The sequence below is a fragment of the Tsuneonella sp. CC-YZS046 genome (assembly GCF_035581365.1).
Taxonomy (GTDB): domain Bacteria; phylum Pseudomonadota; class Alphaproteobacteria; order Sphingomonadales; family Sphingomonadaceae; genus JAWKXU01.
In genome coordinates this window covers 553,992-576,108 of record NZ_CP141590.1, presented here as the reverse complement: position 1 = coordinate 576,108, position 22,117 = coordinate 553,992, and the positions used below count along the sequence as shown (strand labels likewise).

The following is a 22,117-nucleotide window of genomic DNA, read 5'->3' as shown; positions in this document are numbered from 1 at the left end:
CGCCGCGAGCACGGCCAAGGCGGGGAGCAGCCCGATTATTTGATGATCTGATCGAGGAACCAGACGCGCTGCTCCGCCTGATCGGTCCAGTCGTCGGAGCTGCCGTCGGTGGCATTGTCGCCCGCTTCTCCGGCGGCGGCTTTGGCTTCGCGAATGGCGGCGATCAAGGCAATGTTATCCTCGCGCAGTTCCTTCACCATCGCTTCGGGCGAAAGGCTGGTCGAATCCTGATCCTTGATCCTGGTCTTCGCCGCAATCGCGCCGATCGAGGTCAGGGTATCGCCGCCATTCTTGCGGACCCGTTCGCCGATTATATCGGTGAGGGCGAGGATCTGCGTCGCCTGGCTGTCGAACAGCAGGTGCAGGTCGTGGAACCGGGGGCCGGATACGTGCCAGTGGAAATTCTTGGTCTTCATATAGAGGGCCAGATGATCGGCCAGAACGCCATTCAAACTGTCGATCAGCGCCTTCTTGGCGTTGTCGCCTTTCTTGCTCATTGTATTTCCCCTTACGAATCTGTGCGTTCATTCTACGCTTAATCGAATGTCGAGTTGCGACACAAATTGCAGTTTCCATGATCGTTTTTATCGATCAACCCAGCAGCCCTCTGGCAAGGAGGCCGATAACAACCCCCGCCAGCGCGAGCGCCACGGCCAATCCCACCCTGATCCGGCGGAACAGGCGCGCCGCGCCGGGCTGCGCTCCCAGGCTCCAGCCGGCGGTGAGCATCACGGCGCTGCCCACCGCCCCGCCCAAAATCGCAAGCCAGGGCGCACCCGTCGCAATGGTTATGGCCAGGATCAGGAACCGCGCGCCATCTCCGATCTGCGTTGCGACCAGCACCAGCAGGATGGCGAACGACGATCGGGTCGGCTCCTCCGCCTGCCGCCCTTGCCAAGGCCAGGCCAGTTCCGCCGCGGCCAGCACCAGCGCGATCGCCACCAGCATGGACTTGGCGTTGGGGGCCAGCAAGGCAGTCAGGCTCATGCCCGCCAGCCCGGCAAGCACAGCGGTGACCGCCGCGCTCGACCAGGCGATGGCCAGCAGGATCGGAGACGCGCCCAGCCGGGACGAAAGATGAGCCACCAGCCTGTAATCCCGCCCCCCGAAGGAGGCCATTGCGGCGGCCAGCATAGCAAGGAAGAATGCAGGCATCGCCGGTTCAGCGCCGCGCGATAGGAGGAGAGGCAAGCGAAGGGCATTTCCCTTCACGGTTGTATCGTGCGCGCACGGGCATGGCTCCACTCAATCCCATCGGTTCGCGAAACGCGCCGGATTTCCGCTGCGTAAAAAGTGGCCGGGCGGCGCGGCTTGCAGGCTGCCTGTCGATCCCGCGTCCGGTCAAGCACACTATTTCGCACCGCATGGTTTGCTTTACCGGCCCGGTTCCGAATATCATACGGCTTATCAAACTTTTCCACGAGAGAGGAACAGATGCCAAAGGCACCCGAGCGGATCGCTGCGACGACCGAGGATTATCTGGCGAAGCTGTCCGAAGGCATCGAAAATCTCGGCAATCTTGTCGAGGAGCAGCGGGCGGAAATCGCAAGGCAACGGCGCTTGCCGGATGCGGTTGCTCAAGCCTTCATCGACCTCGACATCTATCGCCTGCTGGTTCCCGCGGATCTCGGCGGGGCTGAAATCACCCCGATCGACCAGTTCGATTTCGTGGAGCGCATTTCCTATCACGATGCATCGGCCGGATGGAATTTTGCCGTCGGATCGGGATTGGGAATATTCTCGGGCTTCCTGGAAGCCGCCGAAGCGCGCGCGCTGTTCACCCAGTCAGGCGCGGCGATGGCCGGGTCCGGCGCGCCCCAGGGGAAGGCGCATAAGATTGACGGCGGCTATCGCATCGAAGGGCGTTTCGCCTGGGCCAGCGGCATAGACCAGGCGCAATGGGTATATGGCGGCTGCTTCGTTCACGAAGACGGCAAGCAGGTGATGAAGGAAGACGGTTCTCCCGCCACCGTGCTGGCCTTCATGCCCAAGGAATTCGCCACGGTGCATGAGTGCTGGAATGTCAGCGGCCTCGTCGCGACCAACAGCACCGAGTTCAGCATGGCCGATGTCTTCGTGCCGAAGGAGCGCACCTTCAGCATACCCTGGAAGGAAAGCCGTCATCCGGGGCCGCTGTTCCGCCTGCCGATGACTTTTTTCGGCTTTGCGCTGACCGGCGTTCCGCTGGGGGTCGCGCGGCGGGCCGTCGATGGCTTGCGCGAGTTTGCGAGGTCCAAACCCACGCCAGGCGGCGGGAAACTCAGCGATGTGGGCTTCTCCCAATATGCCGTAGCCAAGGCGGAAGCGCTCATCGACGCGGCGCGATGCAATGTGCGCTACTCGTTTCAGCAATTGTGGGACTGCGCGCTGGCCGACGAAGCGCCCAGCATGGAAACGCGCGCGCGGCTGCGCCGGGCCTGCGTCCACGCTGCCGAGTTGAGCCAGGAAGCGGTGAACCTGTGCTATCGCGCGGCGGGCGGGTCCGCCCTGTTCGCAACCCTTCCGTTCGAAGCGGCGTCGCGGGATGTCAATGCGATCTGCGGGCATCTGGTTTTCCAGCGCGCCATGATGGAAGATGCTGGGCGCGTCGCCCTGGGCATTCCGCCCCGGCTGATGGTGTTCTGACACGCCACTCGCCCTCCGATCCCGACGATCATCCCACGGGCTTGCGTCGCCCGGTCAGGGCAGCCGAGCGGCGTTCGCAGCAAGTCCGCCTGTCGTTCAGGCCGCGTCCCTGAAGAAAGGGGTTGCGGGCCTCGGCATAGGCGGAGGCAGACTTGCGCGACGATTACGCTTATCGGAATCCAGGCATCGCTCCGCGCCCGAAAGCCTTATTCGCTGAGGCTGGACCGCAACATCCATGCATTTTCTTCGTGAACGCCGATCCGCGCCACCAGCATATCATGGGTGAACAGATCGCCGGCCGCGTCGGCAAGCTCGGCAAACTCGCTCATCCGCCGCGCCACGGCTTCATTGTCTCGCACCAGTTCGGCGATCATTTCCCGGGTCGGCTTGTGCGGCGCCTCGTTCTCGATCACCGTCAGCGCGCGGAAGGCCTCGCTGCCGGTCGGGGCAAGTTTGCCCAGCGCCCGGATACGCTCCGCAAGCGCGTCCGCAGCCTGGTGCAGTTCATTATATTGCGCGTCGGTCAGCTTGTGGAGGCCGTAGAAGTTGGGGCCTTGCACGTTCCAGTGAACCCCAAGCGTCTTGGCATACAGCGTGTAGCTGTCGGCCACAGCCTTGGTAAGCGCTTCGGCGATCTTCTCGCGGGCATCGCTGCCCACGCTGGTGTTGAGCCTGTTGCCGTCGCCTTCGACCTTCCGGGACGCAGCTTTCGATTTGGCTGTTTTGGCCATGTTCCACTCCTCCAGTTGTGACTCGCCCCTCCTGCCCGCCAACAATAGCGGCGGAATCCATCATTGTAAGCTCGCGTTTCGCGACAGCGGGGAATCCCGGCCAGCGCGGTCTGCCCAATCTGGCCACGCGCTGGCCATCACCGAACAGATGATCGACGAGAGAGAGAACGCTGCATTCGTGGCGCTCACCGCAACCTGCCGCGTATGTTACGCGCTTACCGATGGCGAAAAGCGGGAAAAATGGCTGATCCGGGGATGGAGCGGGCGAAGGGAATCGAACCCTCGTCGTAAGCTTGGGAAGCTTCTGCTCTGCCATTGAGCTACGCCCGCATTGCATCGCAAGCATCGCCAGCGCCAAGGCTGCTTTGCCGCAATGTGCGTGCCGATTGCCACGACCACCCTCGCATCGTCAATATAAACTCGGCGCAATTGCCAAGCGCAAGGATTGCCGGGGCAGCGCGGCATCGCATTGGACAGGACTATAAAGGAAGGACTATCACCCGGACTTATTAGCACTCCTTACAAGTCAGGGCACGCCAGCGATGACACAGAGCATGAAGCGCGATCAGCTCGAAGGGTTGGTCATGTTCATCGCCGTTGCCGAAGCGAAAGGCTTCACGCCTGCGGCCGTGCGGCTCGGCGTGACCCCGTCCGCCATGAGCCAGGCGATCCGCAATCTGGAAGAGCGCCTGGGCCATTCCCTGTTCAGCCGAACCACGCGAAGCGTCAATCTGACCGAAGCGGGCGAGCAATTCTACGAACGGGTCGCGCCAGGCATCCGGGACCTCGTTTCCGCATCGGAAGAACTGGCCACGCTCGGAAACCAGCCACAGGGTGTCCTCCGGCTCAATCTCCCCCGCGCCGGGTTCATCACGATATTGCGGCCGATCATCGACAAATTCTGCGAGAATTACCCCAGGATCAGGATAGACCTGAGCATCGAAAGCAGCCTGGTGGACATCGTCGATGGCAGGTTCGACGCGGGTATCCGCTTTGGCAACCTGATCGAAAACGACATGGTCGCGGTCAACCTCGGCCCGCCTATCGCGGAATTGCTCGTCGCGTCACCCGCTTATATCGCGAAATTCGGAATGCCGGATAACCCGAAGGAACTGCTCGAGCATTCCTGCATCGGTTTTCGCTACAGCACCAACGGGCAGATCCGGCGCTGGAAGCTGTTGCGCGGCGCGGAGGAAGTGCATCTGTCGGTAAATTGCCGGATCATTACCAATGATCCGCTGGCTGCCGTGGAATGCGCGATCGAGGGAGCCGGCATAACCTATTCCGCAAGCTGCTATGTCCATGACAGCATAGCGCGAGGCGAACTGGTGCGGATACTGCCCGATTGGGGCAACCAGCTTCCAGGACTAGCGCTGTATTACCCTTCCGGCATCAGGGTTCCGGCTAAGCTCAGGGTGTTCATAGATTATCTGCGCAAGCATCTGAACAGGCAGGATTCCTTCACCTGATTGCAGCGCGATTCCCAGCTTTTCCGTGAACGCCTGCGCGCATCACGGCAAAAGCGGCTGACGCCCTCATTGATTAGCATCGCTAAAAAGGCTTTGCCGGTTTACCTCGGTTGTCCAAAGCGCTCTCCAGCCGATAGTTTGCGAAATCGAGGGGGCGCCATTCTCGAACAGACGTGAGAACTCCACGATCTATCGAGGATGAAACAAGCTCCTCACAGAAATCCATAGCGAGAGGCGAACGTGACGGCAGACTTTCTGGGACAACCGCTCCATCTTCCCTGCGGCGCGACCCTGCCCAACCGGATCGGCAAATCGGCCACACAGGAAGAGCTGGCGACCCCGCTGGGCCATGCCTCCCCGCTCAATGTCACGCTGTATCGGCGCTGGTCGGAAGGCGGAGCGGGCCTGCTGATTTCCGGCGATGTCATGGTCGATTATTCCCACCGCGAACGCCCCGGCAATATCGTTATCGACGATAATGGCGGGATGGCGGAGCTGCGCGAATGGGCGGCCGCCGGGCAAGCCGCCGGCAACCACCTGTGGATGCAGATCAACCAGCCGGGCCGCCAGACGCCGATCGATGTGCAGGAACATCCCATGGCCCCGTCAGCCAACCGGGAAGGCCTGCCCGCCGAAGGCTTCGGGATGCCCCGCGCAATGACCGGGGCGGAGATCGAGGACCTGATCGGGCGTTTCGGCAAGGTGGCGGCCATCGCCCGCGAAACCGGCTTCACCGGAGTCCAGCTCCATGCTGCCCATGGCTTCATGGCGTCCTCCTTCCTCAGTCCGCTGTGCAACACGCGGGACGACGAATGGGGCGGCAGCCTGGAAAACCGCGCCCGCTTCCTGATCGAAAGCCTGCGCGCCATCCGCCGCGCCGTGGGGCCGGACTTTCCCGTCTCGGTAAAAATGAATTCGGCGGACTTCCACAAGGGCGGCTTCGACATGGATCAGTCCATGGCGGTGATCGAGATGCTCAATGCCGAGAATCTCGACCTGCTCGAAATCTCGGGCGGCAATTACGATGCGCCCGCGATGATCGGGGCGATGGGCGGCGATCAGCCGCTGGCACGCCAGAAGGCGGAGCGCACGCTGCGCCGGGAAGCCTATTTCATGGAATATGCGCGGCGGGTCCGCCCGGTGGCGAATATGCCGCTGATGATTACCGGCGGCTTCCGCACGCTGGATGCGATGAATGGCGCATTGGCCGAGAATGCGACCGATGTGGTCGGCCTCGCCCGCCCGTTCTGCGCCTCCACCGATTTTCCGGCCAAGCTGCTGCGGGGCGAGATCGGCGAAGTGCCGATGATCGAGGAAACCATGCTGCTGGATCGCGAAGCCTATATCGGCCAGCTCGACGACCGGGAATTCAACCTGCTCGAATCCAATCACCAGCTCGCCTGGATGTATGTGCAGCTCACCAATCTCGGCGAAGGCAAGGAGATCGACTGGGAGCTTACGCTGGAAAAGGCGCCGCAAGCCTTTGCCGATCTGGAAAATGCGCGGGAAGCCGCCCGCAGGGAAGCCCGTGGGGAGCTGGAACATGCACAGTGATGTCCGGCCTCAGCGGATCGCTGAGGAGAGTGCCCCAGGGGATAGGGAAATAGCGCAAGCCTTCGCGGCTCTTGCCGCAGCAGCCCCCCTTTCGCCCATCGAGATCGAACGGCGATCGCCCCGCCCGAACGATGTTGCGATCGCTATCGCCTATTGCGGGGTGTGCCATTCCGATCTCCATGCAGCGCGCGGCGAATGGCCCGGCATGATGTGTCCGATGGTTCCCGGCCATGAAATCGTTGGCCGGGTCACATCCGTCGGAAGCAAGGTCACCGCATTTCAGCCCGGCGATCTCGTCGGCGTAGGCTGCATGGTCGATAGCTGCCGCAAATGCAGCTCCTGCGGGGAAGGGGCTGAAAACTATTGCGAAAGCGAGCAGGGTTATCTCCAGACATACAATGGCTATGTCAAAGGAGGGGACCGGAACACTTATGGCGGCTATTCCACCGCGATCACCGTGGATGAGCGTTTTGTCCTGGCGATCCGCCATCCTGAGAGCCAGCTTGCCGCGGTCGCCCCGCTGCTGTGTGCAGGGGTAACGACATGGTCCCCCTTGCGGTATTGGAATGCCGGCCCAGGGCGAAGGGTGGGCGTGGTCGGCATTGGTGGGCTGGGGCATATGGCCGTCAAGTTGGCGCGAGCCTTGGGCGCCCATGTTGTCGGCTTCACTACATCGGAAAGCAAGCGCGACGCCATTCTGGCACTGGGCGCACATGAAGTAGTCCTCACATCCGGCGAGCGCGGTCTTGACGGCTACGAGCAGAGCCTCGACCTGATCCTCGACACGGTGGGATCGCCTCACGATCTCGACGTCTATCTCAGCCTGCTGAAGCGCGATGGAACGCTGGTGCTCGTCGGCGTTCCGGATGCTCCGCACCCCAGCCCTTCGGCGGTCAACCTGATCCTGGGCCGCCGTAGCATTGCGGGCTCGCTGATCGGCGGCCTCAAGGAAACGCAGGAAATGCTCGATTTCTGTGCCGAAAACGGAATAGTTTCGGAAATAGAGCAGATCGCGATACAGGACATCGACGAGTTATTCGACCGGATGATCAAGGGTGACGTGAAATATCGCTTCGTGATCGACCTGAGCACAATCTAGATTTCTGCCGACCCGGTTCCAGATGCCCCAGGACCACCGTGCAAACGGTGGCCCGGAGATCTGGGCTCAGGCCGATGCCAACGCCTGATTTTCTTCCAGGACTTTTACAAGTCCCGGCCAATGACGATGGTTCAGATAGCTGTGATCCGAGATAATCTTGCCGTCTTTGAATGTCAGGATAGCGCACCAGGCAAGCCGGAAATCAGGCCGTGCGTCATCGGTGATCAAAGCCTCGAGGATCGAGTCGGTGTGCGACTACTCAATCGAACCACACGAAGCGTAGCGCTGACCGATGCGGGCGGCGAGTTGCTGGCCCGGCTGAGCCCTGCGTTGCTCGATCTGGTAAATGCGGTCGATAATATCGAGAAATTCCGCAACAAGCCTTCTGGCGTCATTCGCATAAAGAGCTGCCAGCTAGGCATCGACATGCATCTCAAACCAATATTGGGCATTTTCAGCAAGGAATTGCCCGAGATATCTCTTGAGATAAATGTTCAAGATGGCGACATCGATATGGTTGCCAATGGATTTGATGCAGCCATCAGGCCAGAAGGACAAATAGATCTTGACCTTATTGGAGTTAAGATAGGGAAAGTTCATAGGCAAATTTTCGTTTCCTCACCCGACTATCTGGAATCTTCCGGAAACCTGGAAAATCATACGGACCTTCGCTCCCATAAGTGCGTGAGCGTACGGCAATCCAAACACGGGCAATCAGCGGCGTGGCGCTATGCCTACGATGGCCGGTTCTTCGTGATTGAACCTAAAGGGCCGTTGATTGTAAATGATTACAAGCTCGCGATGGAAGCGGTGACAGCGGGATGGGGCATCTCACTGGTTCCCATGATTTATGCCGAACCCTATCTGAAAAGCGGGCAAGCGCAGCAGATCTTGACTGAATGCGTCTCCGATATTCCGCCCTTCTATCTCTGCTATCCCAAGCAGGAGCTGACCACGAATGCCTTTCGTTCTTTTGTAACCTTCATGAAACAATGTTCAAGAAATTTATCCTGACATCTTAATTACAGTTATATATTTCTTATTTGTATCAGACTGCGATACGTACGACTTTTGGACCGCGTACTGGGAACATGTCATGTTCGGTCGGAGCGATGATTTCGTAATCGCCGATCATCTCCAGAAAAGCCTCGATCGCGACAGCGGCCTCCATACGCGCCAAACCAATGCCCAGACAGTTATGCAATGCGAAGCCAAAGCCCAGATGCCCCTTCTGCTCCCGATAGATATCGAGGTGATGCGGATTCTCATATCTGGAAGGATCGCGATTGGTGGCAGCGATCATGATCCAGACACTTTCTCCTGGTGAAATTTCCATGTCACCGATCCTAGAAATTTCACCAGACGCCATGCGCGGAATTAACTGGGCAACCGGATCCCAGCGTATGATCTCTTCCAGTGTCTGCGGTATAAGTTTGGGGTCAGCCAACACAGTAGCGCGAATATCATGCCGCTCACCCAGCACGGTAAGGCAATTCGCCATCCATTTCGCTGTCGTTTCATTTCCCGCGAAAAGCAGTTGCCGACAATTCACCATCATTTCCTGAATCGTGACAGTCTTCGCAATATCGGAAATGACAAGCTGACTGATCAGGTCGTCACCCGGTGCGTGGCGCCGCATTTCGATCATTTCGAACAAGAAATCGGCGAATTCACCTTTCGCCTTCTCCGATGCGATGAAGGCTGGATGGTTGGGATCGCCTGCCGCAAGCGCAGCCTCGCCCATCCTGTCGCTCCAAGCCAATATCCTGTCGAGCATCTCATCGGGAATCCCAAGGAGTTGTGCAATCACCATGGATGGAATTCGCCGGCAAAGCACGGGCACGACATCGCATGAGCCCTTTTCCGCAATTTCCGCTTTTACCTGATCAATCAGATTCAGCGCCATCTCACGAACGTCGCGTCGCAGCTGAACAAAAGCCGTGGGCGCAAAAGTTCGGGCCCAAACTCCACGAAAAGCGTCATGCCTGGCTCTTTGATCCACGCAGATAAAAGCGTCGGAACCGAATACTTCCTCCTCAACGGTACCTGCCACCACGAAGCGATTGTGCATCGAAAGAATCTCGCGCGCAGCCCGATCTTCGAGGATCATCCAGGTCTGATATTGTTCATTCCACGCAACGGTCGCTTCTGTACGTAACTCTTCCAGCAGCGTGTAGGCATCTGCCACATATTCTTTGGAAAAAGGATCGACCTGTTTCGTCACGATAGCGCTCCACCAGGAGTTCATCTGGCTGCAAGAGCCTCCATTAACTCGACATCTACGTTTAGATGCTTCGTGATCCCGGATAATGTAGCGAAATCGAGAATGCCTATTCAGCAAGGCTGAAAATTCCTACCTCCTTGTCCATAGGTTGGGAAAATGCGGCGCTATCGACCCATCCTTCATTCCTGTCTCTCGATATAGTCTGCCAGCACGCGCGCATGATTATGCAACTCGTCCCGCGCGGCATACAGGAGCGTGACCTTCCCTTTCCGGATCAAACCGCGCAACTCCGCGACGGCTTCGTCCTTTTCTTCCAGTTCCTTCCGATAGCGATCCCGGAAAGCCTTGAAGCGGGCGGGATCATGGCCGAACCATTTGCGCAGTTCCGGCGATGGCGCGATGTCCCTCAGCCACAGGTCCAGAGCCGCCGCATCGCGACCGACGCCACGCGGCCAGAGCCGGTCGACCAGGACCCGGCAGCCGTCATCCCTGGAAGGTGGCTCGTAGATCCGCTTGATCGCTACCCTTCCCTTCATCGGTCACTCCGCGGTTTGTGCCCGATCCAGGCAGGAGGATCGCTCGCCGGGAAGGATTCGATCGAAGCCTCGTCAACCTCATCGAACAATCGGCCGTCGTCGAGCAAGGCCCTCACCTGCCTGGAAATCTCCTCGATCAAGCCGTCGAGGACTTGGGTGTCATCCGGACGCTCGGGAGCGGCGACGCAGGAGCAGAACCGTTGAACGACAATTTCCCTGACAAGACCATCGAGATTACGGTCCTCCGCGCGATAACGCTCGGCGATGAAGCGCGCTGTCTCAGCAATCTGCTCTGGCCGGATCGGATCGTCATATTCATGAGTCATCGGGATGCTCCTGTTCCGCCAGCAGAAAGGCGATGTCCGCGCCGACCCGCATGTCATCCTCCACCCCGAGACTCTGCTTGCGCAAACGGCCCCAACGATCGATCAGGATCAAGGTCGGCGTTCCCTGCATCGCATAGGATGCCATGGTTTGCGGGATTGGGCCGGCGACGGCTGGAGCATCAATGCCTATCGGGAAGGCCAGCCGATATTCATGGATAAAGGCGGCGAGCGCTTCGGGTGTCATTGCCGCGTGGTGCTCGAAGACCGTATGCAGGCCGATCACGGCCACCCGGGATGCGTCGAACAGGCGAGCGATCCGCTGGGCTTGCGGAAGGCCATGCTGGACGCAACCGGGGCAGAGCATCTGGAAGGCATGAAGCGCGATTACGCGCCCTGCAAAGTCGGCCAATGCCAGAGGCCGATCGGTGTTGAACCACTGGCTGACCTGCCATTCTGGTGCAGTGCTGGGTCTGGATCGGTCCATCTCTGCCTCCGCCGCGACCGCGCGCGGCTATGCCGTGTGGAACAAGGTCATCATGCCGCCAAGCGCAATCCCGAAGACCATGATCATGATCCCCGCGATGCGCAGTATATAGGTCAAAGGATATTCATCGCCATTGCCCTGGCTCAATTGCGACGGCGACCGTCGCGAGCGGCCAAGGAGGCGCCGGACGAAAGCCTGCCGGAACGCCATGGCGAATCCGATCACCGCGAGAACAGCTCCGAAGAAGACGACGATCAGCACATGCACGGACATCGCACCTTCCTTTCATCGGTTCTCCGCCGGCATGGCGATCACTCGCTTCCACATGCCGCCAATCCTTCTTCCAGGCCCGCGATCAAGTCCTGCTCGGCCTCGAGGCCCACGGACAATCTCAGCAAGCTGTCGCTGATCCCCGCCGCAGCCCGGGCCTCCTCGCCCATGTCGGCATGAGTCATCGTAGCGGGATGGGCGACGAGACTCTCCACCCCGCCGAGCGATTCCGCGAGGGTGAAGTATTTCACAGCCTCGATGAACTGGCGAACCGCCGCGACGCCGCCCGCAAGCTCGAAACTGAGCATTGCGCCGAAGCCGCGCTGCTGGCGCAAGGCAATGGCATGACCGGGATGAGCAGCAAGCCCGGAGTAATGGACCTTGCTGACGGCTGCATGGCGTTCGAGATACCGCGCGACCGCCATGGCATTGGCCTGCTGATGTTCCATGCGCGCGAACAGGGTGCGCAGGCCCCGCAGCGTAAGCCATGAATCAAACGGCGCGCCCGTGCTGCCCACGACGTTCCCCCAATCGCGCAATTCCCCGGCCTGAACAGCATCGGCCGCAATCACGGCGCCGCCGATGACATCCGAATGGCCGTTGAGATATTTGGTTGTGGAATGAACGACATAATCGGCGCCGAGCCGGATCGGCTGCTGGATGGCGGGCGAGAGGAAAGTATTATCGACCGCGACGAGGGCGCCCACCTCCCTCGCCCTTGCGCACAGGGCGGCAATATCCACCACGCGCATCAGGGGATTGCTGGGCGTCTCGATCAAGATCAGCGCGGGCACTTCTTCCAGCGCGGCGGCAAAGGCCGCTTCGTCGGATTGATCCACGAAGCGCACCGAAACATGGCCGCGCGCGGCACGCGCCTTGAGCAGCCGCATCGTGCCGCCATAGCAATCATGCGGCGCAAGCACGAGATCGTCAGGCCGGAGTCTACCGACGAGGAGGTCGAGCGCCGACATGCCGCTCGATGTGATGACAGCACCCGCGCCCCCTTCCAGCTTTGCCAATGCAGCCGCCAGAAGGTCGCGGGTCGGATTGCCGGCGCGACCATAATCATAAGTGCGCGGTTGCTCATAGCCCGCGAACTCATAGGTGCTGGACATATAGAGCGGCGGCGCAACGGCGCCGAAAGCGGGGTCGGTCGCCACACCGTGCGCGGCTGCGATCGTCTGGGGGCGCGGATGGGGGCCATCCCGATCAGTCATTGAAGAAGCGCCCTTCCGTCACCTCGCGGACGATGCCGGCCCGAATGGTGAAATCCCCGAAATGCTCGCCCGGCTCGCGCTCGCGGGCATAGCGGCCGATCGCATCGGCCAGCACCTCCAGAATTACCGGCTCGCCGACATTTTCACGGATCATGCGGTTGAGCCGTTCCCCATGAAAACCGCCGCCGAGATAGAGGTTATACTTGCCCGGCGCACGCCCGGTAAGTCCGATTTCAGCGATATAGGGACGCGAGCAGCCATTGGGGCAGCCGCTCATACGCACCGTGATCGGTTCCTCCGACAGGCCATGCTCGGCCAGCATGGCCTCGATCCTGGCGATCAGGTCGGGCATGTAGCGCTCGCTCTCCGCCATGGCCAGGCCGCAGGTCGGCAAGGCCACGCAGGCGATGGCGTTGCGGCGCAAGGTGGATGCGCTTTTGCTCTCCAGCCCGTGCTCGGCCAGCACCGCGTCGATGGCGGCGCGATCGCCGGATTCGACGCCCGCGATGATGAGGTTCTGGTTAGGCGTGAGGCGGAACATGCCGCGATGGATACGCGCCACGTCGCGCAGCGCATCGAGCAGCTTCAGGTCCAGCCGGCCGCTCTGGATGAACAGCGTGCGATGGTGGCGGCCATCGGGCGTCGTGTTCCAGCCATAGCTGTCGCCATTGGAGGTGAAGGCAAAGGGACGCGCGTCCTCGAACGGCGCGTCCATGTAGCGCTCGATCTCGGCCTTGATCCAGTCGAGACCCTTGTCGTCGATGGTGTATTTGAAGCGGGCGCGCTGGCGATCCTTGCGGTCGCCGTAATCGCGCTGAACCGCCATCACGGCATCGGCACAGGCAATCATCTGATCCGCGGGCACGAAACCGATGAGGCTGGCGAGGCGCGGATAGGTTTCCGGCGCCTGGTCGGTGCGGCCCATGCCACCGCCGATGGCGACATTGAACCCTTCCAGCCCGCCCGGCCCGCCAATGGCGATGAAGCCCAGATCCTGCGCATAGACGTCGATGTCGTTCGAGGGCGGCAGGGCGAAGCCGATCTTGAACTTCCGGGGCATGTAGGTGCGGCCGTAGAACGGCTCCTCCGGCCCGGACGAAGCCACTCGCTCGTCGCCATACCAGATCTCATGATAGGCGCGGGTCCTGGGGATCACATGATCGCTGACCCGCTTCGCCATCGCCGCAACCTCCGCATGGAAGCGCGAGCTTTGCGGATCGACCGTGCACATCACGCCGCGGCTGTCGTCACCGCAGGCGGCAATGGTGTCGAGCAGCGTTTCGTGCAGGCCCTGGATGATCGGGCGCAGGCTGTCCTTCAGGACCCAATGGAACTGGAACGTCTGCCGGGTGGTGATCCGCAGGGTTTCGCCGCCGTGGGCGCGGGCCAGCTCATCGAGCTTGAGCCACTGCGCCGGGGTGCACACCCCGCCCGGCAGGCGCACGCGGATCATGAACTGATAGGCCGGCTCCAGCTTCTGGCGGCGGCGCTCGTCGCGCAGATCACGGTCGTCCTGCTGATAGATGCCGTGAAACTTCATCAGCTTCACGTCATCGGCCGAAGGGACTGCGCCGGTAATCCGGTCGAGCAGCCCCTCGGCGATGGTCCCGCGCAGGTAGTCGCTGGCGTCCTTCATGCGCTCATCGGCGCTCAACCGGTCGAGCGGCTGGGAAAGGTCATGGCTGCGGTCGATGGTGGTGGTGGTCATGATCGTGTCTCAGTAAACGTCGCGCTGGTAGCGGTGATCCGCCTGAAGCGAGCGGACATAGTCCTCGGCCGCCTCACGCCCGGTACGCGCCTCGCTTGCGACGATGTCGATCAGGGCTTGATGGACATCGGGTGCGAGATTGGCGGCGTCGCCGCAAACATAGACATGGGCGCCGTCCTCCAGCCAGGCGAAGATGTCGCGCGCGCGCTCCTTCATGCGATGCTGGACATAGGTCTTTTCCGCCCGGTCGCGCGAGAAGGCAACATCCATCCGGCCGAGCGTGCCGTCCTTGAGCCAGCCCTGCCATTCGGTCTGATACAGGAAATCCGTGCGGAAATTGCGTTCGCCGAAGAACAGCCAACTCTTGCCCTGCGCGCTGGCCGCCTCGCGCTGCTGCAGGAAGGCCCGATAGGGGGCGACCCCGGTTCCGGCGCCGATCATGATGATCGGCGCGTCCTTGCCGGGCAGACGGAAATGCGGATTGCTCTGGATATAGACGGGCAGCACCGTATCCGGCTCGGCACGGTCGGCCAGCAGGCCGGATGCAACCCCGCTACGCGGCTCGTCATGCAACGTATAACGCACGGGAGCGACTGTCAGGTGTGCTTCCTCCGGCGCGGCTTCCAGGCTCGACGCCAGCGAATAAAGGCGCGGCTGCAACGGGCGCAGGGCCGATACGAAGCCCTGCGGCATCACCTCGCTTACCGGGAAACGGCGAACGATATCAACGACGTGGTTCGTGCGCAGAAAGACGGAGCGCTCCCCGGAACGGTCCTCCTGCTGCAATTGCCGGAGCGCCGACGCCTCGGACAGCATGGCCCAATAATCGAGGAAGCGCGGCGTGGCGGCGGTGATCTCATAGCGATGCGTGAGCGCCTCCCCGAGCGTGAGCGCCTGCCCCTTGAGTTCGATTTCCGTCTCGGCCGGATGCCCGAGCGCATCGAGCAGTGCGTCGACGACCGCAGGATCGTTCGAGGCAGCGATGCCCAGGGCGTCGCCCGGCTCGTAAGACAGCCCCGACCCGGCAAGCGAGAACTCGATATGGCGGGTTTCCTTGCTCGATCCCCTGCCGACAATCGCGATATTCTCGATCACCGGCGCGGAAAAAGGATTGCGCTTGTCATGGACCGAGGGCGCGTCCGGACTGGCGAAAACCTGGGCAGCCACGGCGGCAGGGGCGGGCGCAGCTTCCGCTTCGGCCGACAACTGCCCCACGACAGCCTCTATCCAGGCAGCGGCCGCGTCCTCGTAATCGACGTCGCAATCGACCCTTTCGGCAAGCCGCGCGGCGCCAAGCTCCTCCAACCGCCGGTCGAGCCGCTTGCCCGCCTGGCAATAATATTCGTAGGTGGAATCGCCCAGCGCCAGCACGGCGAAGCGCACCCCATCGAGCCTGGGCGCCCTGCGGCCTTCCACGAATTCGAAAAAGCTCGTCGCGGGTTGCGGCGGATCGCCTTCGCCGTAAGTGCTGACAACGATCAGCACATCCTGTTCCTGGCCCAACTGGCGGACCTTGTAATCCGCCATGTCGACCATGGTGCAGGCAAGCCCCTTCCCTGTCGCGGCCGCTTCAAGAGCACGCGCCAGTTCGGCGGAATTGCCGGTTTCCGTTCCATAAAGAATGGTGAGGCCGCGCGTGGCCGCCACCCCGGAGGACACCGGCTGCGGCAGGGGCAACCGCAGGCCGGCATCCAGCCCGGCGAAATAGCCGCTGAGCCATCGCACCTGCATCGGAGCCAACGACCGGGTCAATTCCTCCACCAGTCGCCATTGTTCCAGGGACAGGGGATTCCCCGACGGTTCCGGTGCAGTCATCTGCGGCAGTCCTTGGCGTTGGCTCCCTTTCCCGTGCTCCGGCCTGATCGGTCAGGCTCCTCTCCGGGCACTGTTGTCATGAAGCATCTTTCACTCAGGTTCCGATCCTGCGCAATCGATTGCCATAAGACAAACGACTATTATTGCTGTTTTATAGAAAATATATTTCTGTGAATCCCGCGCTGGGGATTCGCTTCTTAAAGGGGCGCCCATGCTCGGAGGATGCCTTCGAGCCGCCTTGCCCATCACTTCAAAACGACGGCGCGCAGCGCCTGAAAGGTGAATGAAGAGGATCGGCGTTCATGGAAAGAGACAAAGCCCGCGCGGTTTGTTAAGCGCACCCGGTGACTTCAATCCTTACCTCCCGGCGACCAGAAATCGCGATCGATTTCGGCACCGCCAACGTACGTGTTATTCGGCGTGACGACGGCATCGTGTTCGACGAGCCATCGCTGTGCTGTTTCTCTCGCCAGCAGGGAACGAGCGGCCTCGTCGCGGCCGGGGCGGAGGCGCATGCCATGGTCGATCGCACCCCGACCCACCTCCAGATGAAACATCCGCTTTGCCGGGGCGTGTTGCAGGATATTGACGCGGCCAAGGAATTGCTGCGCTATGCGATGTCGCGCGCGGGGGGCCGCAAGCGGCTGCGCGCGCCCAGAGCGATTTTCGGCGTGCCGGCAGACGCCACCCAGGCCGAGCGCAACGCCATGCTGACCGCAGCCGATGATGCCGGGTTCGGGGCCACGACACTGGTGGCGGAGCCGCTTGCCGCGGCCATAGGCGCGCAGCTTCCGGTCCAGGAGCCGGCTGGCTCCATGATTATCGAATGCGGAGCCGGCACTACGGAGGTCGCGGTTTTTTCGCTCGGTGGCCTGTGCGAAACGGGATCGGTCCGCATCGGCGGAGCCACGCTCAATCGGGCCATCGCCGATCAACTGCATTTGCGCCACAAGTTCCTGATCGGCGACCTGACCGCCGAACAGCTCAAGCTCGATTATGTCGGCAGGCGGCGGGCGCCATATGGCAACGAAGCGGACGCCATATCGGTCAGGGGGCGCTGCCTGCGGGCTGGATTGCCGATGTCGATCGAAGTCGAATTGTCCGAGCTGGACATGGTCGTGAAGAAACATATCCAGCAGGTCGTCAGTGTCGTGCGGGACGTGCTCGGACGCGCAGCGCCCGAGATCAGCCAGGACATCCATGACCGGGGCGTTGTCCTGACCGGCGGCGGAGCCTTGATGCCGCTGATGAGCGAAATGATCGCCGCGGCCACGGGCTTGCGGGTCGAAATCGCGGAGCAGCCGACCCAATGCGTGGCTTACGGGCTCCATCGAATGCTGGCGGGATAAGCCGCTCCCTCTCACCGGATCGCAATCCTGGCCACGCCATTCGTGGCACAGGGAATGGCAGTGCCGTGGGCCCGCAAGCCTCGCCTTACCCGATGCGAGGCAAAGCCAATCTCGATACCCGATGGCTTGGCGCCGCATCATCTTTCCCGATCCACGATTCTCGAAAAAACCGGTAGCCACATGGCCTGAAAATAAAGCATTTTCAATCCTTTGACGGGATACGAACGGGCTTGCCGGAATAGAGGTATTAAAAATGCATTTTTGATGATAAGGCGATGGGATCGAACCGGCGAGGGAGTTCGGAACGTGATTTCAGGCCTCACTGTCAGCGAGCGCCAATTGGGCTTGGCGATACTCGTCGCCCTTGCCTTCATCGGGTTGGCCATGGCTGCAGCGGGCGCTGCGCGCGCCGATCCGATGCAGGCGCATGGGTTCATCGTGCTGCTGTTCAGCCTCGGCATTCTGTGCGTGTTGCTCAAGGGATATTCCGCGCCGGAGCCGCCCGAAACCCGGTTCGAGAGTTATTATGACGATCCAAGCAAGGTCGGCATCGTCATCGCCATGCTCTGGGCGGTGTTCGGCATGTTCATCGGCGATTGGGTGGCATGGCTGCTCGCCTTTCCCGATCTGACTTTCGATGCCGCCTGGTCCAGCTTCGGGCGATTGCGTCCCGCTCATACCACCGGCGTGATTTTCGGCTTTGGCGGCAATGCGCTGATCGCCACCTCGTTCCACGTGATGCAGCGCACCTCGCGCGCGCGCCTGGCTGACCAGTTCAGCCCCTGGTTCGTGCTGATCGGCTACAATCTGTTCTGCATCCTCGCCGTCAGCGGCTATTTCATGGGGATCACCCAGTCGAAGGAATATGCCGAGCCGGAATGGTATGCCGATATCTGGCTGGTGATCGTGTGGGTGACCTATCTGCTGCTCTATCTGCGCACGCTCGCGGGGCGCAAGGAGCCGCATATCTACGTCGCCAACTGGTATTATCTGGCGTTCATCCTGGTCGTCGCGATCCTGCACATCGTCAACAACCTCGCGGTTCCGGCCTCCTTCGCAGGCGCCAAGAGCTATTCGCTGTTTTCCGGCGTGCAGGATGCGATGACGCAATGGTGGTATGGCCATAACGCCGTCGCCTTCTTCCTCACCGCAGGCTTCCTGGGCATGATGTACTACTATCTGCCCAAGCGCGCCGAGCGGCCGATCTATTCCTACCGCATGTCGATCATCGGCTTCTGGGGGATCACCTTCTTCTATATGTGGGCCGGCTCGCATCACCTGCATTACACGGCGCTGCCGCAATGGGTGCAGACGCTGGGCATGACCTTCTCCGTCATGCTGCTCGTGCCGTCATGGATCGCGGCGGCCAATGCGCTGCTGACGCTCAACGGGGCGTGGCACAAGGTGCGCGACGACGCCACGCTGCGCTTCATGATGATGGCTGCGGTGTTCTATGGCCTCTCGACTTTCGAGGGGTCTTTCATGGCGATCCGCTCGGTGAATTCGCTGTCCCATTACACCGACTGGACGATCGGTCATGTCCATGCGGGCGCGATGGGCTGGGTCGCCCTCATCACCTTTGGGTCCATCTATGCCGTGGTGCCATGGCTGTGGAAGCGCGAGCGCATCCATTCGCCGGCGCTGGTCGAGGTCCACTTCTGGCTCGCGCTCGCGGGAACGCTGATCTACGTCTTCGCGATGTGGAACTCAGGCATCATCCAGGGCCTGATGTGGCGCACCTACAACGACAGCGGAACGCTTGCCTATTCCTTCCTGGATTCCATGATCGCGATGCATCCCTATTACGTGGCTCGCGCGATCGGGGGGCTGCTGTTCCTGATCGGGGCCATCGTGGGCTGCTACAATATCTGGATGACGATCCGCCGGCCATCGGCCACCCCGGCGCCGTCGAGCGACACGCCCCTTCCCACCAACCTCCAGCCTGCGGAATAAGCGCCGATGTTCGGAACCCATTACCGGATCGAACGCAAGTCGGTCGTCCTGGCCGTCGCGATCATGGTCGTGGCCAGCATTGGCGGGCTGATCGAGATCGCGCCCCTGTTCACGATCGACGAGACCGTCGAAACCGATCCCGACATGCGGGTCTATACCCCGCTCGAACTGGCCGGCCGCAACATCTACATCCGCGAGGGCTGCTATGCCTGCCATTCGCAGATGATCCGCACATTGCAGGACGAGGTGGAGCGCTACGGACATTACTCTCTCGCCGTCGAATCCAAATACGACCATCCGATGCTGTGGGGATCCAAGCGGACCGGCCCCGACCTTGCCCGCATCGGCGGAAAATATTCCGATCAATGGCATACGGCGCATCTCAACAATCCGCGCGATGTCGTGCCCCAGTCGATCATGCCCCGCTACCACTGGCTGAGCGAAACCGAGCTGCAGGCAGCCCATCTGGGCGACAATCTGCGGGCATTGCGCAAGGTCGGCGTTCCCTACACCGACGAGATGATCGCCAATGCACCGGCCGACGCAATGGCGCAGGCTTCGCCAGACGATGATACGGCGGGCCTGGCCAAGCGCTATGGCGAAGCAACGCAAATCCGATATTTCGACGGCGACAAGCGGACCGTCTCGGAAATGGATGCGCTGGTGGCCTATCTCCAGGTGCTCGGCAAGCTCAGCGATGCGACGCAAGTTCCGCCGGGCGGGAAGCAGGCGCCATGAACCTCGATCACCATATGCTGGTCGGTTTTGCCAAGTCGTTCGGGCTCTTCTACCTGCTCGGGATGGCGGCGATCGCCCTGATCTACGCCTGCTGGCCCGCGAACAAGGGACGGTTCGACAAGGCGGCACGCGATATCATCGATGACGAGGACAAGCCGTGGCGGTAGGCGAACGCGATCCCCATAGCGGGCACATGACGACCGGCCATGAATGGAACGGGATCAAGGAGTTGAACACTCCGGTCCCGCGCGCCGTGTGGTTCTTTCTGATCGTGACTGCGCTGTTCTCGCTCGGTTACTGGGTCCTCATGCCGGCCTGGCCGGTGGGAAAGACCTATACGCGCGGCCTTCTCGGCCATGATGACAAGGAGATAGTCAATGGAAAGGTCGAGGGGGCGGAACTTGCCCGTTCTGCCTGGGGGCAGCGTATAGCAGCCATGGATTACGGCAATATCCGCGCCGATGACCAACTGATGATGATCGTGCGGGAACATGGCCAGCGCCTGTTCGGCGACAATTGCGCAGCCTGCCATGGCATGGATGCGAAGGGCGTCAAAGGCTTTCCCAACCTGACGGATAAGGACTGGCTATGGGGTGGTGATCCGGACACCATCGCGCAGACCATTCGCGTGGGGGTGAACAGCGCCCAGCATCCGGAAACCCGCGTCAGCCAGATGATGGCCTTCGGCCGGGACGGCATTCTGGACGATGATTCCGTGCTTGCCGTCGCCGATTATGTGAAGTCTCTCTCGGCTCCCTCATGGATCAAAGGCCGGGCCAAATCGGTGGCGCAAGGACGCACGGTGTTCGCGGAGAATTGCGTTGTCTGCCATGGGCCGGAAGGGCACGGCAATCAGGCGCTGGGCATCCCCAATCTGACGGACACTGCCTGGCTCTATGGAGCCGACATCGGAACGATACAGGATGTCATTTATGATGGAAGGCAGGGCGAAATGCCCGCCTGGGGGCATCGCCTCAGCCCGGTTGAAGTGAAGCTGCTCACGATCTATCTCCTCGACAAGGGAGATCGGCGATGAAGCTTCCGCGCTCGCGAATGGTCTTCATCTGCATCGCAATCGGAGCGCTGGCCATCGTATTGCTTGCAAACGCGCATCTTGTCCTCGTCGCCACGAATTCGCAGCCTCGATGCGTGGCGCATGTCAAGGCGGGAAGCGAGGCATCGCCTCCCGGCACTTTCCGCGCAGCCCGTTCGTCATGCTGACCAGGAGAGCATAATGGCGACAATCCCGCCCGTGGTGCCACCGCTCCCATCGGAAAGGCGCTATGCCCGCGACCTGCCGCCGGGAAGCGCTTTCACCTGGCTGCGGGCGGGCTGGCAGGATCTGACGACCGATCCCCTGCCCAGCCTTGCCTATGGCGTCCTCGTGTTCCTGCTGTCATTGGCGATGGTCCTGGGGCTGGCCTTGCTGGAATGGGATTATGTCCTGTTTCCGGCTCTCGCCGGCTTCCTCGTCTTTGCCCCCACCCTCGCCATCGGCCTTTACGTGAAGAGCCGCGGGATCGAGCGCAACGAGCCGGTGACGCTTGGCCAGATGATCGTGCCACGCGCGCAATCGGGCGCGCAGATATTCTTTATCGGGGCCATGCTGTGCGGATTGATGCTGCTGTGGATGCGGGCGGCAGTCATCATCTATGCGCTGTTTTTCGGTGTGCGGGCCTTTCCCGGCATAGATCATATCGCGCCGATGCTGTTCACGACGCCGACCGGCCTTGTCATGCTGGCCATCGGCACGCTGGTCGGTGGATTGTTCGCGGCCTTCTCCTTCGCCATCTCCGCCTTCTCCATCCCGCTCCTGCTCGACCAGCGCCTCGACGCCCTGACCGCCATGGGCACGAGCTGGGCGCTGGTATGGAACAACCTGCCCGCCATGCTGGTATGGGGCGCAATCGTGCTGGCCCTGTTCCTGCTGTCGCTGGCAACCGGCCTGCTGGGCCTGATCGTGGTATTTCCCCTGCTGGGCCATGCGACGTGGCATGCCTACCGCGCCGTGCGATAGGC

At 61.3% G+C, this 22,117-nt stretch carries 22 protein-coding genes and 1 tRNA gene; 11 read left to right on the top strand and 12 right to left on the bottom strand.

Translation table 11 applies throughout. From position 1 onward, the window contains the following. Positions 1 to 35: 35 nt before the first annotated feature. A complete protein-coding gene (locus U8326_RS02840) occupies positions 36 to 497 on the bottom strand; it encodes a DNA starvation/stationary phase protection protein (RefSeq protein ID WP_324742211.1) in 462 nt (153 codons plus the stop codon). A gap of 94 nt (positions 498 to 591) precedes the next feature. Next, positions 592 to 1,155 carry a hypothetical protein gene (locus tag U8326_RS02835; RefSeq protein WP_324742210.1) on the bottom strand — a complete coding sequence of 188 codons (564 nt, stop codon included), beginning with the start codon at positions 1,153 to 1,155 and terminating at the stop codon, positions 592 to 594. A gap of 279 nt (positions 1,156 to 1,434) precedes the next feature. Between U8326_RS02835 and U8326_RS02830 the strand changes: the two genes are divergently transcribed. Next, entirely contained in the window at positions 1,435 to 2,625 is a 1,191-nt protein-coding gene (locus tag U8326_RS02830) for an acyl-CoA dehydrogenase family protein (protein WP_324742209.1), read from the top strand. Between the two features lie 206 nt (positions 2,626 to 2,831). Here U8326_RS02830 and U8326_RS02825 read toward each other — a convergent pair whose 3' ends face one another. Both U8326_RS02825 and U8326_RS02820 read right to left on the bottom strand, forming a co-directional pair. Further along, on the bottom strand, positions 2,832 to 3,356 hold the full coding sequence (locus U8326_RS02825) for a DNA starvation/stationary phase protection protein (RefSeq protein WP_324742208.1): 525 nt from the start codon (positions 3,354 to 3,356) through the stop codon (positions 2,832 to 2,834). A gap of 256 nt (positions 3,357 to 3,612) precedes the next feature. Next, a tRNA-Gly gene (locus tag U8326_RS02820) sits at positions 3,613 to 3,686 on the bottom strand. Positions 3,687 to 3,898: 212 nt separating this feature from the next. Between U8326_RS02820 and U8326_RS02815 the strand changes: the two genes are divergently transcribed. The 4 genes from U8326_RS02815 (at position 3,899) to U8326_RS02800 (ending at position 8,492) form a co-directional block, all read left to right on the top strand. Further along, positions 3,899 to 4,825 (top strand): LysR family transcriptional regulator, encoded by a 927-nt coding sequence (locus tag U8326_RS02815; protein ID WP_324742207.1) that lies wholly within the window; start codon positions 3,899 to 3,901, stop codon positions 4,823 to 4,825. Positions 4,826 to 5,065: 240 nt separating this feature from the next. After that, complete coding sequence (locus tag U8326_RS02810; protein WP_324742206.1) at positions 5,066 to 6,379, top strand: NADH:flavin oxidoreductase/NADH oxidase family protein; 1,314 nt, start codon at positions 5,066 to 5,068, stop codon at positions 6,377 to 6,379. Further along, complete coding sequence (locus U8326_RS02805; RefSeq protein ID WP_324742205.1) at positions 6,369 to 7,478, top strand: NAD(P)-dependent alcohol dehydrogenase; 1,110 nt, start codon at positions 6,369 to 6,371, stop codon at positions 7,476 to 7,478. Before U8326_RS02810 ends, U8326_RS02805 begins: the two co-directional genes overlap by 11 nt. Before the next feature lie 120 nt (positions 7,479 to 7,598). Next, complete coding sequence (locus U8326_RS02800) at positions 7,599 to 8,492, top strand: LysR family transcriptional regulator (protein WP_324742203.1); 894 nt, start codon at positions 7,599 to 7,601, stop codon at positions 8,490 to 8,492. A 34-nt stretch (positions 8,493 to 8,526) separates the two neighbouring features. On the opposite strand, the gene U8326_RS02795 is transcribed toward U8326_RS02800, so the two are convergent. From U8326_RS02795 to U8326_RS02760, 8 genes are all read right to left on the bottom strand, one after another. Then, positions 8,527 to 9,702: a cytochrome P450 gene (locus tag U8326_RS02795; RefSeq protein ID WP_324742202.1), complete on the bottom strand. Its 1,176-nt coding sequence runs from the start codon at positions 9,700 to 9,702 to the stop codon at positions 8,527 to 8,529. A 179-nt stretch (positions 9,703 to 9,881) separates the two neighbouring features. Next, positions 9,882 to 10,238 (bottom strand): DUF488 domain-containing protein, encoded by a 357-nt coding sequence (locus U8326_RS02790; RefSeq protein ID WP_324742200.1) that lies wholly within the window; start codon positions 10,236 to 10,238, stop codon positions 9,882 to 9,884. Next, positions 10,235 to 10,564: a hypothetical protein gene (locus U8326_RS02785; RefSeq protein ID WP_324742198.1), complete on the bottom strand. Its 330-nt coding sequence runs from the start codon at positions 10,562 to 10,564 to the stop codon at positions 10,235 to 10,237. The genes U8326_RS02790 and U8326_RS02785 overlap by 4 nt, the downstream gene beginning before the upstream one ends. Then, positions 10,554 to 11,048 (bottom strand): peroxiredoxin family protein, encoded by a 495-nt coding sequence (locus U8326_RS02780; protein ID WP_324742197.1) that lies wholly within the window; start codon positions 11,046 to 11,048, stop codon positions 10,554 to 10,556. The genes U8326_RS02785 and U8326_RS02780 overlap by 11 nt, the downstream gene beginning before the upstream one ends. Before the next feature lie 27 nt (positions 11,049 to 11,075). Beyond that, complete coding sequence (locus U8326_RS02775; protein ID WP_324742196.1) at positions 11,076 to 11,321, bottom strand: hypothetical protein; 246 nt, start codon at positions 11,319 to 11,321, stop codon at positions 11,076 to 11,078. A 38-nt stretch (positions 11,322 to 11,359) separates the two neighbouring features. Next, complete coding sequence (gene metB, locus U8326_RS02770; protein ID WP_324742195.1) at positions 11,360 to 12,535, bottom strand: cystathionine gamma-synthase; 1,176 nt, start codon at positions 12,533 to 12,535, stop codon at positions 11,360 to 11,362. Further along, entirely contained in the window at positions 12,528 to 14,243 is a 1,716-nt protein-coding gene (locus tag U8326_RS02765) for an NADPH-dependent assimilatory sulfite reductase hemoprotein subunit (protein ID WP_324742194.1), read from the bottom strand. Before U8326_RS02765 ends, metB begins: the two co-directional genes overlap by 8 nt. Positions 14,244 to 14,252: 9 nt before the next feature. Then, a complete protein-coding gene (locus tag U8326_RS02760) occupies positions 14,253 to 16,058 on the bottom strand; it encodes an assimilatory sulfite reductase (NADPH) flavoprotein subunit (protein ID WP_324742192.1) in 1,806 nt (601 codons plus the stop codon). Positions 16,059 to 16,402: 344 nt separating this feature from the next. On the opposite strand from U8326_RS02760, the gene U8326_RS02755 reads away from it, so the two are divergent. The 6 genes from U8326_RS02755 (at position 16,403) to U8326_RS02730 (ending at position 22,115) form a co-directional block, all read left to right on the top strand. Continuing rightward, positions 16,403 to 17,407: a rod shape-determining protein gene (locus tag U8326_RS02755; RefSeq protein ID WP_324742191.1), complete on the top strand. Its 1,005-nt coding sequence runs from the start codon at positions 16,403 to 16,405 to the stop codon at positions 17,405 to 17,407. Positions 17,408 to 17,713: 306 nt separating this feature from the next. Then, positions 17,714 to 19,360, top strand: a complete 1,647-nt coding sequence (ccoN, locus tag U8326_RS02750) for a cytochrome-c oxidase, cbb3-type subunit I (RefSeq protein WP_324742190.1) — start codon at positions 17,714 to 17,716, stop codon at positions 19,358 to 19,360. A 6-nt stretch (positions 19,361 to 19,366) separates the two neighbouring features. Further along, positions 19,367 to 20,098: a cytochrome-c oxidase, cbb3-type subunit II gene (gene ccoO, locus U8326_RS02745; protein WP_324742189.1), complete on the top strand. Its 732-nt coding sequence runs from the start codon at positions 19,367 to 19,369 to the stop codon at positions 20,096 to 20,098. Then, on the top strand, positions 20,095 to 20,265 hold the full coding sequence (locus tag U8326_RS02740) for a cbb3-type cytochrome c oxidase subunit 3 (RefSeq protein ID WP_324742188.1): 171 nt from the start codon (positions 20,095 to 20,097) through the stop codon (positions 20,263 to 20,265). The genes ccoO and U8326_RS02740 overlap by 4 nt, the downstream gene beginning before the upstream one ends. Before the next feature lie 26 nt (positions 20,266 to 20,291). Then, positions 20,292 to 21,134 carry a cytochrome-c oxidase, cbb3-type subunit III gene (ccoP, locus tag U8326_RS02735; protein WP_324742186.1) on the top strand — a complete coding sequence of 281 codons (843 nt, stop codon included), beginning with the start codon at positions 20,292 to 20,294 and terminating at the stop codon, positions 21,132 to 21,134. A 198-nt stretch (positions 21,135 to 21,332) separates the two neighbouring features. Continuing rightward, entirely contained in the window at positions 21,333 to 22,115 is a 783-nt protein-coding gene (locus U8326_RS02730) for a DUF2189 domain-containing protein (RefSeq protein ID WP_324742185.1), read from the top strand. Positions 22,116 to 22,117: the final 2 nt, after the last annotated feature.

Coding starts and splice junctions, on each gene's coding strand:
- U8326_RS02840 (WP_324742211.1), bottom strand. CDS start 497: ATGAGCAAGAAAGGCGACAACGCCAAGAAGGCGCTGATCGACAGTTTG.
- U8326_RS02800 (WP_324742203.1), top strand. CDS start 7,599: ATGACGATGGTTCAGATAGCTGTGATCCGAGATAATCTTGCCGTCTTT.
- U8326_RS02775 (WP_324742196.1), bottom strand. CDS start 11,321: ATGTCCGTGCATGTGCTGATCGTCGTCTTCTTCGGAGCTGTTCTCGCG.
- ccoP (WP_324742186.1), top strand. CDS start 20,292: ATGACGACCGGCCATGAATGGAACGGGATCAAGGAGTTGAACACTCCG.
- U8326_RS02805 (WP_324742205.1), top strand. CDS start 6,369: ATGCACAGTGATGTCCGGCCTCAGCGGATCGCTGAGGAGAGTGCCCCA.
- U8326_RS02730 (WP_324742185.1), top strand. CDS start 21,333: ATGGCGACAATCCCGCCCGTGGTGCCACCGCTCCCATCGGAAAGGCGC.
- U8326_RS02835 (WP_324742210.1), bottom strand. CDS start 1,155: ATGCCTGCATTCTTCCTTGCTATGCTGGCCGCCGCAATGGCCTCCTTC.
- U8326_RS02785 (WP_324742198.1), bottom strand. CDS start 10,564: ATGACTCATGAATATGACGATCCGATCCGGCCAGAGCAGATTGCTGAG.
- U8326_RS02780 (WP_324742197.1), bottom strand. CDS start 11,048: ATGGACCGATCCAGACCCAGCACTGCACCAGAATGGCAGGTCAGCCAG.
- U8326_RS02830 (WP_324742209.1), top strand. CDS start 1,435: ATGCCAAAGGCACCCGAGCGGATCGCTGCGACGACCGAGGATTATCTG.
- U8326_RS02825 (WP_324742208.1), bottom strand. CDS start 3,356: ATGGCCAAAACAGCCAAATCGAAAGCTGCGTCCCGGAAGGTCGAAGGC.
- U8326_RS02740 (WP_324742188.1), top strand. CDS start 20,095: ATGAACCTCGATCACCATATGCTGGTCGGTTTTGCCAAGTCGTTCGGG.
- U8326_RS02815 (WP_324742207.1), top strand. CDS start 3,899: ATGACACAGAGCATGAAGCGCGATCAGCTCGAAGGGTTGGTCATGTTC.
- metB (WP_324742195.1), bottom strand. CDS start 12,535: ATGACTGATCGGGATGGCCCCCATCCGCGCCCCCAGACGATCGCAGCC.
- U8326_RS02790 (WP_324742200.1), bottom strand. CDS start 10,238: ATGAAGGGAAGGGTAGCGATCAAGCGGATCTACGAGCCACCTTCCAGG.
- ccoO (WP_324742189.1), top strand. CDS start 19,367: ATGTTCGGAACCCATTACCGGATCGAACGCAAGTCGGTCGTCCTGGCC.
- U8326_RS02760 (WP_324742192.1), bottom strand. CDS start 16,058: ATGACTGCACCGGAACCGTCGGGGAATCCCCTGTCCCTGGAACAATGG.
- U8326_RS02765 (WP_324742194.1), bottom strand. CDS start 14,243: ATGACCACCACCACCATCGACCGCAGCCATGACCTTTCCCAGCCGCTC.